General features: G+C 46.5%; 11 protein-coding genes and 3 tRNA genes. 5 read left to right on the top strand and 9 right to left on the bottom strand.

The window, feature by feature from the left end:
* Both rrtA and queC read right to left on the bottom strand, forming a co-directional pair.
* Positions 1 to 597, bottom strand: a complete 597-nt coding sequence (gene rrtA / locus MO387_RS06260) for a rhombosortase (protein WP_107947452.1) — start codon at positions 595 to 597, stop codon at positions 1 to 3.
* Positions 594 to 1,316, bottom strand: coding sequence for a 7-cyano-7-deazaguanine synthase QueC (gene queC, locus MO387_RS06255; RefSeq protein ID WP_107947455.1), 723 nt, complete (start codon positions 1,314 to 1,316; stop codon positions 594 to 596). Before queC ends, rrtA begins: the two co-directional genes overlap by 4 nt.
* Positions 1,317 to 1,487: 171 nt before the next feature.
* On the opposite strand from queC, the gene queE reads away from it, so the two are divergent.
* Positions 1,488 to 2,156 carry a 7-carboxy-7-deazaguanine synthase QueE gene (queE, locus tag MO387_RS06250; RefSeq protein WP_107947457.1) on the top strand — a complete coding sequence of 223 codons (669 nt, stop codon included), beginning with the start codon at positions 1,488 to 1,490 and terminating at the stop codon, positions 2,154 to 2,156.
* 163 nt (positions 2,157 to 2,319) lie between these two features.
* Here the strand turns inward: queE and MO387_RS06245 are convergent, their stop codons facing one another.
* From MO387_RS06245 to MO387_RS06230, 4 genes are all read right to left on the bottom strand, one after another.
* Positions 2,320 to 3,465 carry a PLP-dependent cysteine synthase family protein gene (locus MO387_RS06245; protein WP_107947459.1) on the bottom strand — a complete coding sequence of 382 codons (1,146 nt, stop codon included), beginning with the start codon at positions 3,463 to 3,465 and terminating at the stop codon, positions 2,320 to 2,322.
* A gap of 264 nt (positions 3,466 to 3,729) precedes the next feature.
* Positions 3,730 to 3,814, bottom strand: a tRNA-Tyr gene (locus MO387_RS06240).
* Positions 3,815 to 3,898: 84 nt separating this feature from the next.
* A tRNA-Tyr gene (locus MO387_RS06235) sits at positions 3,899 to 3,983 on the bottom strand.
* A gap of 70 nt (positions 3,984 to 4,053) precedes the next feature.
* Positions 4,054 to 4,138 (bottom strand) — tRNA-Tyr (locus tag MO387_RS06230).
* A 125-nt stretch (positions 4,139 to 4,263) separates the two neighbouring features.
* Between MO387_RS06230 and MO387_RS06225 the strand changes: the two genes are divergently transcribed.
* The 3 genes from MO387_RS06225 (at position 4,264) to MO387_RS06215 (ending at position 7,684) form a co-directional block, all read left to right on the top strand.
* Positions 4,264 to 4,752 carry a VC2046/SO_2500 family protein gene (locus tag MO387_RS06225; protein ID WP_006081552.1) on the top strand — a complete coding sequence of 163 codons (489 nt, stop codon included), beginning with the start codon at positions 4,264 to 4,266 and terminating at the stop codon, positions 4,750 to 4,752.
* A 209-nt stretch (positions 4,753 to 4,961) separates the two neighbouring features.
* Positions 4,962 to 5,249 (top strand): DUF406 family protein, encoded by a 288-nt coding sequence (locus tag MO387_RS06220; RefSeq protein WP_063884401.1) that lies wholly within the window; start codon positions 4,962 to 4,964, stop codon positions 5,247 to 5,249.
* A gap of 251 nt (positions 5,250 to 5,500) precedes the next feature.
* A complete protein-coding gene (locus tag MO387_RS06215; RefSeq protein ID WP_107947461.1) occupies positions 5,501 to 7,684 on the top strand; it encodes an EAL domain-containing protein in 2,184 nt (727 codons plus the stop codon).
* Between the two features lie 264 nt (positions 7,685 to 7,948).
* Here MO387_RS06215 and MO387_RS06210 read toward each other — a convergent pair whose 3' ends face one another.
* Both MO387_RS06210 and MO387_RS06205 read right to left on the bottom strand, forming a co-directional pair.
* The gene (locus MO387_RS06210; protein ID WP_107947463.1) at positions 7,949 to 8,476 is read right to left on the bottom strand and encodes a YchJ family protein; all 528 of its coding nucleotides are present in this window, start codon (positions 8,474 to 8,476) and stop codon (positions 7,949 to 7,951) included.
* A gap of 129 nt (positions 8,477 to 8,605) precedes the next feature.
* Positions 8,606 to 9,181, bottom strand: coding sequence for a nuclear transport factor 2 family protein (locus MO387_RS06205; RefSeq protein ID WP_063884404.1), 576 nt, complete (start codon positions 9,179 to 9,181; stop codon positions 8,606 to 8,608).
* Between the two features lie 118 nt (positions 9,182 to 9,299).
* Between MO387_RS06205 and smrA the strand changes: the two genes are divergently transcribed.
* Positions 9,300 to 9,890 (top strand): DNA endonuclease SmrA, encoded by a 591-nt coding sequence (gene smrA / locus MO387_RS06200; RefSeq protein WP_107947465.1) that lies wholly within the window; start codon positions 9,300 to 9,302, stop codon positions 9,888 to 9,890.
* 113 nt (positions 9,891 to 10,003) lie between these two features.
* Here the strand turns inward: smrA and MO387_RS06195 are convergent, their stop codons facing one another.
* Complete coding sequence (locus tag MO387_RS06195; RefSeq protein ID WP_242326145.1) at positions 10,004 to 11,869, bottom strand: M2 family metallopeptidase; 1,866 nt, start codon at positions 11,867 to 11,869, stop codon at positions 10,004 to 10,006.
* Positions 11,870 to 11,878 lie beyond the last annotated feature (9 nt).

The raw sequence follows: 11,878 nt of genomic DNA, 5'->3' as shown, positions 1-11,878 counted from the left end.
TTAAGCAGAGGCTTTTACGTGGCGAAACTTTAGCGTGATGAAAACCGCTAAAGCACAAATCAGCCCACAGATTAAGCCAACCAAATGCGCCTCAGTTGCCACGCGCGCGCCTATCATGGCGGTGACATCATTGCTGGCGCCATAAAGCTGTTCGTTGCCGACTTTAATGATAACACCAAGTAACAGCAGATAGCCTGAACGTAGCTTGCGGATAATATCCTGCACCGCGCCGTAGGCGAATAGGCCGTGCAACATACCGCTTAAGCCGACATAACCGAGCAATTGCGGGTAGCCTAAATATAAACCTATACCTTCGAGTAGACATAACACAAGAAATAGCGCGCTTAAGCCTTTGAGATGGTAGTGGAAATGATGCAAAAACAGCACAACCCACAGACCCGCAAGATTCATCAACAGGTGCCACTGATTCGTGTGAAGTAAATTACCGCTGATTAAGCGCCACCATTCACCATCAGCAATAGCACTGCGGCGATAGGCGAGTAGGTTGTCGACAGCAGGACTGGCTAAGCCTGCGACATACAAACCCGCACATATCAGACTCACCACCAGCGCGACCCAATAGGGACTGCGTGTCATGCATTAGGCTCGCTAGCGTCGAGTGAAGCCATGACTGCGGTTTTATCTTGCAGATAGTCGTCCAGACCCCGTTTACGCAGATGACAAGCCGGGCAATCGCCACAACCATCGCCAATGATGCCGTTATAGCAAGTGAGGGTGTGGTGGCGAACCAGATCGAGTTGCTGGTATTTATCCGCCAGCGCCCAGGTTTGTGCCTTATTGAGCCACATTAAGGGCGTGATGATCTTAAGTTGTTTATCCATGCCTTGAACTAAGGCAGATTCCATCGCTTTAACAAAATCGTTGCGACAATCTGGGTAACCAGAAAAATCGGTTTCACACACGCCTGTGATAATCGCTTCAGCGCCTAATTGATAGGCATAAATGCCCGCAAGCGTTAAAAACAGAATATTACGTCCAGGCACAAAAGTATTCGGCAGCCCATTTTCCATTAGCTCATGTGAAACGGGAATCGCATCACGGGTAAGTGCAGATATCGCTAACTCATTGAGTAAGGTGACATCCATGACTTTATGGCTAGTGATCTTCAAGCGTTTGGCTAAGGATTTGGCGACTTCAATTTCTTCGCGATGACGTTGACCGTAGTCAAAGGTGATCCCGTGTACTTCATCGTACTGGGTTAGGGCTTGGATAAGACAGGTTGTCGAATCTTGTCCGCCACTGAATACTACCACTGCTTTGGACGCTAAGGGTTTTGACACTAAGCTCGTTGACATAAAAGATTTCACTTAACCGTAGAACACGCATAAATAGGCCGTTAGTGTAACTCAGGCCATAGGCGTTGCAAACTCTGGCGATCTAGATCAAATAGGCTCTCTCGGCGCAAAAACTTGCAGCTCAAGCTAAAATCCACTATAAATGCCGCCCCAGAAAAGTGGAACGCCAGCATGAACTACCCAGTCAACGAAGTATTTGAAACCATTCAAGGTGAAGGTGTCTTTACCGGAGTGCCCGCCATATTTGTCCGCCTGCAAGGTTGTCCCGTGGGATGCGCTTGGTGCGATACTAAACAGACATGGGATGTGCTTGAAGCGAATAAAGTGACGCCAGAGCAAGTCATTACCGTAGACGGTACTATTGGTCGCTGGGCAGATCATACGGCGCAAAGTCTTATCGCAGCTTTTCATGCTAAAGGTTTTACTGCGCGCCATATAGTGATCACCGGCGGCGAGCCTTGTATGTACGATTTACGCGAATTAACTGAAACCTTGCATAGTCAAGGCTTTGCTACCCAAATCGAAACAAGTGGCACCTTCGACATCAATTGTGCCGATGACACTTGGGTGACGGTATCGCCCAAGGTGAACATGAAAGGTGGCTATAAGGTATTAGCGCAGGCGCTGAACCGTGCCAATGAGATCAAGCATCCTATCGCCACTGAAAATCACATTGCTGAATTGGATGAGTTACTGCAAGGCATCGATATTTCCACGAAAACGATTTGCCTGCAGCCGATTAGTCAAAAGCCCAGAGCGACTGAACTGGCGATGAAGGTATGTATTGCCCGTAATTGGCGTTTATCGATCCAAACCCATAAGTATTTGAATATTGATTAATGCTCTTGGGTTACTCTACCAACGATAAAAAACGCCTCACAACTGTGGGGCGTTTTTTATGGCTGACGTTTAGCGGTGGACTTAAATGCCATCGACTCAAAGCAAGGTATTTAATCGAATCGGTTAATAAGCGCAATTATTAAAGGCGCTTAGTCATAAGGGCTTAATCAAGCTCGCTTAGCTGACCAAAATGATTAAATGCCGCAAGTTGGCGCTGATAGGGTGTAATATCACCGACGTTAGCTGCAATCCAATCAGCATCGTAATAGGTATCGAGGTAACGTTCACCCGAATCACAAATTAGGGTCACGATTGAGCCTTGCTCTCCGCGCGCTTGCATTTGTACGGCAAGTTGCAATGCACCGTAAAGGTTCGTGCCCGTCGATGCGCCGGTTTTACGGCCAATCAGTTGTTCTAACCAATGAATTGTCGCCACTGATGCTGCGTCGGGGATTTGCAGCATAGTATCGACAACGCCAGGAATAAACGATGGCTCAACTCTTGGTCGACCTATGCCTTCAATCTTACTGCCATTGCAACAGGTTAAGCTGGCATCGCCGCTCTGATAAAAATCAAAAAACACCGAGTTTTGCGGATCGACTACACAAAGCTGGGTCGCCAACCTTTGATAGCGAATGTAACGGCCTATGGTCGCCGATGTGCCGCCTGTACCCGGACTAATCACTATCCAACGCGGGATAGTATGTGGCTCGCGCTCCATCTGATTGAAAATCGAATTGGCGATATTATTATTGCCGCGCCAGTCGGTCGCGCGCTCGGCGTAGGTGAATTGATCCATGTAATGGCCGCCAAGCTCTGCGGCGAGGCGTGCCGATTCGGCATAAATCTCACTGGAATGGTCGACAAAATGAAATTGGCCGCCATAGAAAGTGATCTGCTCAATCTTCTTTTTAGCCGTGCTTTTGGGCATCACGGCAATAAAAGGTAAACCGAGTAAGCGGGCAAAATAGGCTTCAGAAATCGCCGTGCTGCCCGATGAGGATTCGATAATCGGCGTGCCTTGTTTAATCCAGCCGTTACACAGGGCATAGAGGAAGAGTGAGCGGGCGAGGCGATGCTTTAAGCTGCCTGTCGGGTGGGTACTTTCATCTTTAAGATAAATATCTATGCCATCGAGCATAGGTAATTCAAGCTTAATCAAATGGGTATCGGCGCTGCGCTGAAAATCCGCTTCAATCTTGCCTATCGCATGGGCTTCCCACGTTGGGCAGAGTCTGTGAGCGCTGTGTGAGTCAACTGGCGGTTGAATTGTGTTAGATATCATCATAGTCACTTCGAAAGGGATCATTTTTAGAGCATATCACAGGGACGGGTAAAGCGGTTTTATTGGATCTGCTTGGCGTTACTCGTTTGGGATCATTAGCTTGAAGTAGAGCTAGGCGTGATTGATGTTAAAGACAAATATCGCGAACTAAAAAGATGGCTTCAAATAGAAGTGCAGTTTAATACAAAGAATGTAATTAGAATAAAATGAATAGATGAAGCTATGGCAGATAAAACTGGAATAGACAAAACGGAAGTTGAACAAGAGCGGTATAGACAATGAAAGAAATGGTGGAGGGAGAAGGATTCGAACCTTCGAAGGCTGAGCCGTCAGATTTACAGTCTGATCCCTTTGGCCACTCGGGAACCCCTCCACAAACTTTCTTTACTTTTATAACTCAACCAAACATTGGCCATGTTTGGTACTTGAAAATGATTATCTGCGTTAGAGATAAAGATGGTGGAGGGAGAAGGATTCGAACCTTCGAAGGCTGAGCCGTCAGATTTACAGTCTGATCCCTTTGGCCACTCGGGAACCCCTCCACGAATACCTTTAACGCTTTTGTAAAACTCTACATCATTTTCGAACAACACATAAAACTTGCAGTGCAAATGGTGGAGGGAGAAGGATTCGAACCTTCGAAGGCTGAGCCGTCAGATTTACAGTCTGATCCCTTTGGCCACTCGGGAACCCCTCCTCAATTGCGGCCGCCATAGTAGTCAGAAACCTTTTGCATGTAAATACCCAATTTAAAAATTTTCCTAAAGTTATGCATCAAATGGTCGATTAACTAACAACGAATTGTTTTGACGATGTTTTTTTATGCAAATTGATGTTCCTTTAGTCAACGAAGCCCAAATTGGCACCCGCTTAAACGCGGCGATAGAAAACGACAGACGGGGCGAATTCGCCCTGTTGCTGTCGTTACTGTCGGTTGACGCACGGGACATGGCGCAATTTCAATGGCAAAACGAGCTTGATATGGCGCAAAAATTACAGCGTCAGTTCGAATTACCACCGCAGCAAAGCTTAATGGCGGATTTATCTTCTGCCGAACCTGTAGTCGATAACAGCAGTATTTTTATGGCTCAAGGTCCGCGGGCATTTCAATTACAGCAGGCACTGCGACCGGAAGCCTTAGTGATCCGAGGCGGTGAGAGCGTAGCAATGGCCGAGGCCCTGAGTAACTGTGATCATGTCACCCAGCTTAGGCAGCGGGGCCAACTCAGCGCGCCTAAGGTCGAAATCATGCATTTTGCCGATCAATTGGCAATCCAACGTAATCTGGTGCCTCTGCTTGCTTCTGCCTAGTTACCCATTTCCAGCAAGTCCTCTTCAATACCAATAGCGTCAATCTGCGCCATTTCAGTAAATAAGCGTGAGCTAAAGCCAGTTATCTTGAGGCTTAATTACCTATAATTCTGATTAACCTATCGAGTTAGCCACTTACCGCGCAAATAAATTAGCGAGCATAGTTTAGTGATGCCGTTAATCAGTCGCTTTATAAATAAGGAATACAGATGAAAGGCATAATAGAAGCACAGAGTCCGACCGTAAATGACACTTGCACCGATTGTGGCAGTTTTGTCGATATCGGCGCCGTCATTGATGAACACGATACCTTACTTACCTTGAACTTTGTTGGCGATAGCGCGCAAACAGATGCAGAAAGTATGGCGAGCCGTGCCCAAGCTCGTTTTGCTGAAGTACAAACTGAGTTTGTGACCACGGCGGCGGGTATCGATTTACTGCTGACCTTTGGTGTGAGCGCCGAGAAAATGATTTTCCAATTGGAAAACGGTTTATAAGTTTTTGTGCAGCACTTTTAGCGGATAGATTTTAGCAAATAGAGTTCGAGCTTAATCGTTTTAACTGTCTAAAAATGCTGCAGTTGTTAACTGAGTTGTAATAAATTGTGCCACATGTTGCTGCACTTACAATAGATAGTGTAATCTGCCTCCAAATAAGAATAATTCAATCAGCTTAATTGCACATTTCAAGCTACGTTTGCGCGTAGTAAAGACCTTTAGCCCAACACGAAGTTTTGTAGGGAATCAGCGTGAAGCGACGTCAGCATCAGCATTTATTGGAGTCTTTGGTTCAGTCGACTGCAAAACAGCAGGGCGATTTCACCAAGACAGCAGAGTTAGCCACAGAGTTGTTGTGCCAGAATTTAACGGTTTCTTTGGTGTCAGTGTGGACGTTTTCAGCTGATCAACAAACCCAAACACTCGTTGCACAATTTGGTTCTATGATGTTGCAAGACATTCATAGGCCTAAACTATTACAAGCTTGTCCCCGTTATGTGCACGAGCTTAAAACCCTGCGCCATATCGATGCTGGCAATACGCTGACCGATCCCCGTTTAAGTGAATTGGCAGAGTGCTATTTTATCCCGCGGCACATCAATTCGAGTCTCGACATCGCCATTCGCATCAATGGTCGTCTGGAAGGTGTGCTCTGCATCGAGCGGGCGCAGTTCACTCCCCATTGGCACGACAGCGAAATCCACCTCGCGTGCCAGATGGCCGACCAATTAGCCCTGACCTTAGCGACGAAACACAGCTACGACAAAGAAGAAAGCCTGAGCTTGTTTCGCTGCGCGACTGAGCAATCTCGGCAGATCAGCATGCTCATTAATTTGCATACTGAAAAAGTCGAGTATGTGAATCAGGCGCACAGTGAAATCACTGGCATCCCCCGTGAGCAGATAATCGGCGCGAATATCCGTGAATTGGCTTTTTTTAAGCAGCATGCCCAATTAGCCGAGCAAACCCTAGCGCAGATTTTTAGGGGCGAAATTGCCAAAGGCGAAGCGCAGTTTAGTCGTGCCGATGGCAGCCGCTATTGGCTGACATACGTGCTGAGTCAATTCATTACCGATCGCGGCAATCATTATGCCTTGGTCTCGTGTGAAGAAAATACCGATGAGCATAACTACAAATCAGAGCTTGAACGCCTCGCTTGGCGCTGTGGATTAACGGGGCTACATAACCGCACCCACTTTAATCGAGTGCTTGAACGTACCAATAAGGGACTGTTGTTATTAGTCGATCTGGTTGGATTTAAGCGGTTTAACGATACCTATGGGCATGAGAATGGCGATAGCTTATTGATTGAAATCGCCCGCCGTTTGAAACATTTCTCCGAGATCAATAAAGCCACCGAAATTGCCCGTGTCGGCAGCGATGAATTTGCCGTGCTGCTGACTGATGATAACGCAGTATACGATCTCGATTATTTTAGTACGCGTCTGTATCAGCATCTGGCTATGCCTATCTTAATCGGTCGCGAACAAGTCGAGCCCAAGCCTGCCTTAGCTGTGGTGGATATCGCCTCGGTGGCGAGTTTGTTTGCGCCGTTAACCTGTGCCGATATTGCTGTTCAGTATGCTAAAAAGAAAAAAGGCACAGCAATCCAAGTGTTTAACAGCACTTTATTGAGTGCTTTTAAAGAAGATGCACAGATAGAGCGCGATTTACACAGTGCCATCCGTGGTCGTCAGTTTGAGCTTTATTATCAGCCACTGAGGGATTTGGAGCAGAATACCTATATTGGCGCTGAAGCTTTAATCCGTTGGCATCACCCTAAAAGAGGCGTGTTATTTCCCGCATCTTTTATCGACATTGCCGAGCAATCGGGGATGATTAATTCCATCGGCAGCTGGGTGTTAGAGGCCGCATGTCGCCAGTTGAACCTGTGGCAACACCATAACGCGGACATGACAATGCACGTGAATGTGTCGGCCCGTCAGTTTTTCAGTGGCAATTTATTCGAGCAGGTGTGGCAGCTATTAACTCGTTATCGATTGAAACCTAAGACGTTAATTTTAGAGATCACTGAGACTGAGTTGATGGGCGACATTCGCCATGCGACCTTGTTATGCCAAGAATTGGCTGAATTAGGCGTGGGGCTCGCGATTGACGATTTTGGTACGGGTTACAGCTCTATGCGGTATTTGAAGCAGTTCCCGATCAGTAAAATCAAAATAGATCGGTCGTTTATTTCAGATCTCACTGTGAGTCGCGAAAGCCGCGAAATTGTCTCAGCCATTATCGCCATGGCGAGTGCTTTGAATATCTCCTTGACGGCAGAAGGGGTAGAAACCCTTGAGCAAGAAGCCTTTTTAGCGAAAAGCTTTTGTCATCAGGCGCAGGGTTATCTCTACAGTCCTGCATTGCGGGAGCCTGAGTTTGCACAATTTATCTTGTCGGCCAAAAGCCCTTCAGTTTTGACCCACTAAGCAGGTGTGAGCAGCTTTTAAACCGTTGTTTTCGATAACTCGCGATGACTCTTGATAACTTTCGATTAAAGTAAGGGCAGGCAAGATTGCTAACTTAGATTACGCATCTAGCATACACATCTAACCTACACATCTAGAGCATAAACCTAGCCTGTCTTTATTTTTTAATCTCTATGCTTGTTCAATCAGCGCTAAAAACCATCACTGTAATCCTTCAGCACAATTTTGCGCCGCATGCTCATAGCAACAGCTTATGATTTTAACTCAGAGAGACTTTAAGCAGCATTGTTTGAATTTTTTACCGCTATGGCAAACGCAAGCATCATTTCTGCCGGGTAACTTGGCTGTCATTTGCTGGCCTTGGCTGTAATACCAGCGACCCGTTTGATAGATAAATTCTGAACGCTCATAGATAGCATCAATTTCACCTTCGAGTTTGTACCAAGCCTTAAATGTCACTGTGCCATGTCTTGGCTCCGCGATTGCTTGACTCGCAGCTTGTGAGCTGTAGGCGGGGGATTCACTGCTGCTGAGTACTTCTAGTCCTAGCCAATGCGGGTGAGGGCCAGTATTAAGACTCGCTAGGGTGAGGCCGTTTAGGTACTCGGGATGATGTGTTTTCAAAATGTAATCAAAATTTTTCAACACAAATGCGCAGTAACGTGAGCGCATGAGTTGCTCGGGCGTGCGCGCAACGACTTGCCCAGAATCGACATGAATATGCAGTGGATTGCAGCAATCTTGATATCGTTTGCCACTGCCACAGGGGCAGCTTTGTTCAGTTGTAATCATGTTTTCTTTGCGGTATCGATTAAATGATGATTTGTTTCAATAAATTAGGATTTTATTCTAACGCATTATACTTTCATTTTAATGCATTAAGCATGTATCTGAATGCGTTAAATATCGTCAGCACAAAACTTAGGGTAATTTCTTACCCGCAGGTAAAGGCGGGAACTGGCGACCATAATACAAGTTAGGCACAGGTTTCGCATTCAGGTAATAGCTAGGTTCTGCACGATTATTGGTGTCTAAGCTCACTTTCCATTGGGTCGCGGACACTTTTTCTGTACCAATGGCAAATTTGCCTGCAAATTCACTCACAGGTTCGCCCGTTTCTTTTGCTGGGTAAAATCGAACCAAATAATAGCCTGTATCTATGGCACCATCGCCGATAATTTTACGCTTGGTGATGCGAAAATCGACGTCGATAGTGGCTTTCTTCGCGCGGATTTTATCGAAAAACTTTTGGTAAATCGCGACGATATTATCTCGGCCATAGTAAATTTCTTTACTTTGACTCTCTGACAAGTAGCTAGCGTCATCGGCATAAATCTCACGAGTCACTTCAGGGGACAATTGATTAAAAGCGCTAATAAATAGAGGATAATTAGCGTTGATCAATTGATCATCGGTGGATTTTGTAAGCGTTTTAGCTGGATTGGCTAAGCTTGGCAGCGACAATAGGCACATCAGGACTAGCGGCAAAAATTTCATTACTTTATTCTAATCTGGCAATCATGGCGTCACTATAATGGAGCCGCCCGCTGAACTAAAGCCTTGAATGATTACAAAGTGTGTTTCTGTACAAGAGTGTGAAGTAAAGGAGCTTGCCATGCTGGATGATGAATCAGCACTGTTTTTTGAGGAAATGGCTGGAGTTGTACCACTAAAAGGCGAGATGCCTGCGGTGAGTTTCGCGCCCAAAGCGTTAACGGCAGAGCAAATCCACAGACGCGATGCCTTACAAAGGGAAGCTTATTTAACGTGTATGCCACTGGATTTGAAAGCGTTTGTGCAGCAAGCGCCGGATGAGATTGTCAGCTTTAAACGTGAAGGGGTACAAGGCGGCGTTTTCAAGCGGTTACGCATGGGGCAATACAGTATCAAGATGGAGCTCGATGTGCATGCCTATCGGCTTAATCAAGCTCGCGAGGCCGTACTCAACTACTTACTGGCAGCGCAGGCGCACGGTGAGCGGTGTGTGATGTTGATCCACGGTAAAGGTTATCAGAGCCAACCCTTTGCGGGATTACTCAAATCCGCTGTGTGTTGTTGGTTATCACAACTGGATATGGTGCTGGCCTATCATTCGGCGAAAACTGAGCAGGGCGGCACTGGGGCGCTGTATGTGATGTTAACTAAGTCTGAACAGCTCAAGCTTGAGAACCGTGAAGCCAATCGTAAAGGCATGGGCTGGCGTTAGACCAAAACAGGCCCAGTATTTGATAAAAAGTATTGAATAACAAGCAGGAATAAAAATGCCCAATCTCGTTGGGCATTTTGCTTTATGCAATTTGGCGATGACTTAACGCGTCATTACCAACCACATTGGCGATTTGCGGCGGTATTTTGATCATCCAACCATGTTTTAAGCGGTGCGAAGTAATCGAGCACAGCTTTGGCATCCATGGTTTCTTTGCCGGTGACTTCTTTCAATGCTTCAGGCCATGGCTTACTTAAGCCTAACTCGAGCATCTTATTGAGTTTCTCTCCCGCAGCTTGATTGCCATAAATACTGCATCTATGAACCGGACCTTTATCGCCCGCAGTTTCACATAGCGCTTGATGGAACTGGAATTGCAGAATATGCGCGAGGAAGTAGCGGGTGTAAGGCACATTACCTGGCACATGGTATTTAGCGCCTGGATCAAAGTCAGCTTCGCTGCGCTTCGTCGGTGCTTTTACGCCTTGGTATTTTTCCCTGAGATCCCACCATGCTTGGTTATATTGGGCAGGCGTGATTTCACCACTAAACACTTTCCAGCGCCACTGATCTATCATCAGACCAAAGGGCAAGAAGGCAATTTTATCTAAAGCTTGCTTCAGTAAGAGGCCAATGTCCTTAGAGGCATCAGGCACTTCATCTAATAAGCCAATCTGCTTTAAGTAGCTTGGGGTGATCGACAGCGCAATCGTGTCACCAATCGCTTCATGGAAACCATCGTTGGCGCTGTTTTTAAACAGGAATGGTTGCTGCTTATAAGCGCGTTGATAGAAGTTATGTCCAAGTTCGTGATGGATCACGCTAAAATCTTCGGCGGTCTTTTGGATACACATTTTTATGCGAATATCGTCGAGATTATCGAGATCCCATGCCGAAGCGTGGCAAACCACATCACGATCCTTTGGCTGAACAAATAGAGAACGTGCCCAAAAACTTTCTGGCAATGGCGCAAATCCTAGAGACGTGAAGAAGCCTTCGGCTTGTTTCACCATTTTATGCTCGTCATAGCCATTTTTTGCCAGTAGCTCAGTGACATCGTAACCCGGGTCGGCATTGTCTGGGGCGACTAAATCATACACATTTCCCCATTGCTGGGCCCACATATTGCCGAGTAAATGTGCAGGGATAGGTCCTGTAGTCGGTGCAACGGTATCGCCGTATTCTTTATTGAGTTCACCGCGCACGTAACAGTGCAATGATTCATAAAGGGGTTTCACTTGGCCCCAAAGACGATCGAGTTCCTGTGAAAAATCATCGGGTTTCATATCATATTGACTACGCCATAGCTCAGACAGGTTTGCATAACCAAGATCCTTCGCGCCTTCATTGGCCAGTTCCACTTCACGTTGAAACAAGGGACGCATAGGTTTGGCAATTTCACGCCAGCCTTTCCACGCTTCCAGCAACGTAGCGGGATCCCGTGATTCGGCCATCAAGCTCGATAGCTCAGGCTGGGTCATACACTTGCCATCGGCAAAACAGTATTTTCCTTTGCCGTATAAGCCATTTAATTCTGAGCTAATTTGCGCAAGCTCGGCATTTTTCGCAGGATCGAGCGGGGCGGGCAATACTAACGCACTGCGTAATATATTGAGTTTGCGGGCATTAACGGGATCGAGCTGCACATTAGCGTACTTAGCCGCCTCTGTTGCAAATTTTACCGACGCTGCGCTGACCTTTTCACCGACCGCGGCAGACAGAGCCGCGGTATCATCGGTAATAAAGTTGCTGTAAATCCACTCGGCGCGATTAGATTCAATCGATAATTCAGCCATTTTGGCTTCAGCATCGTTAATAAAAGCAATGGCTTGTGCTTTATCTGGGGCGGTGTTGATGACAGCCGCTTCAGTGCTAGCAGGCTTGTCGGTTTTGCTTTGTGCATCATTACAGGCCGTTAATCCCAGCGCTAAGGCGACTGTGAGGGCGATTTTACTGCGACGATTCAATGAAATAACCATGTCTACTTG

The organism is Shewanella sp. N2AIL (genome assembly GCF_022690845.1).
GTDB classification, from domain to species: domain Bacteria; phylum Pseudomonadota; class Gammaproteobacteria; order Enterobacterales; family Shewanellaceae; genus Shewanella; species Shewanella baltica.
The sequence above is the reverse complement of the archived record's forward strand: the minus strand, read 5'-3'. Positions and strand labels throughout refer to the sequence as shown.

Excerpts from the sequence above, each read along its gene's own strand:
- queE (WP_107947457.1), top strand. The coding sequence starts at position 1,488 with ATGAACTACCCAGTCAACGAAGTATTTGAAACCATTCAAGGTGAAGGT.
- MO387_RS06225 (WP_006081552.1), top strand. The coding sequence starts at position 4,264 with ATGCAAATTGATGTTCCTTTAGTCAACGAAGCCCAAATTGGCACCCGC.
- smrA (WP_107947465.1), top strand. The coding sequence starts at position 9,300 with ATGCTGGATGATGAATCAGCACTGTTTTTTGAGGAAATGGCTGGAGTT.
- MO387_RS06245 (WP_107947459.1), bottom strand. The coding sequence starts at position 3,465 with ATGATCCCTTTCGAAGTGACTATGATGATATCTAACACAATTCAACCG.
- rrtA (WP_107947452.1), bottom strand. The coding sequence starts at position 597 with ATGACACGCAGTCCCTATTGGGTCGCGCTGGTGGTGAGTCTGATATGT.
- MO387_RS06220 (WP_063884401.1), top strand. The coding sequence starts at position 4,962 with ATGAAAGGCATAATAGAAGCACAGAGTCCGACCGTAAATGACACTTGC.
- MO387_RS06210 (WP_107947463.1), bottom strand. The coding sequence starts at position 8,476 with ATGATTACAACTGAACAAAGCTGCCCCTGTGGCAGTGGCAAACGATAT.
- MO387_RS06205 (WP_063884404.1), bottom strand. The coding sequence starts at position 9,181 with ATGAAATTTTTGCCGCTAGTCCTGATGTGCCTATTGTCGCTGCCAAGC.
- queC (WP_107947455.1), bottom strand. The coding sequence starts at position 1,316 with ATGTCAACGAGCTTAGTGTCAAAACCCTTAGCGTCCAAAGCAGTGGTA.
- MO387_RS06195 (WP_242326145.1), bottom strand. The coding sequence starts at position 11,869 with ATGGTTATTTCATTGAATCGTCGCAGTAAAATCGCCCTCACAGTCGCC.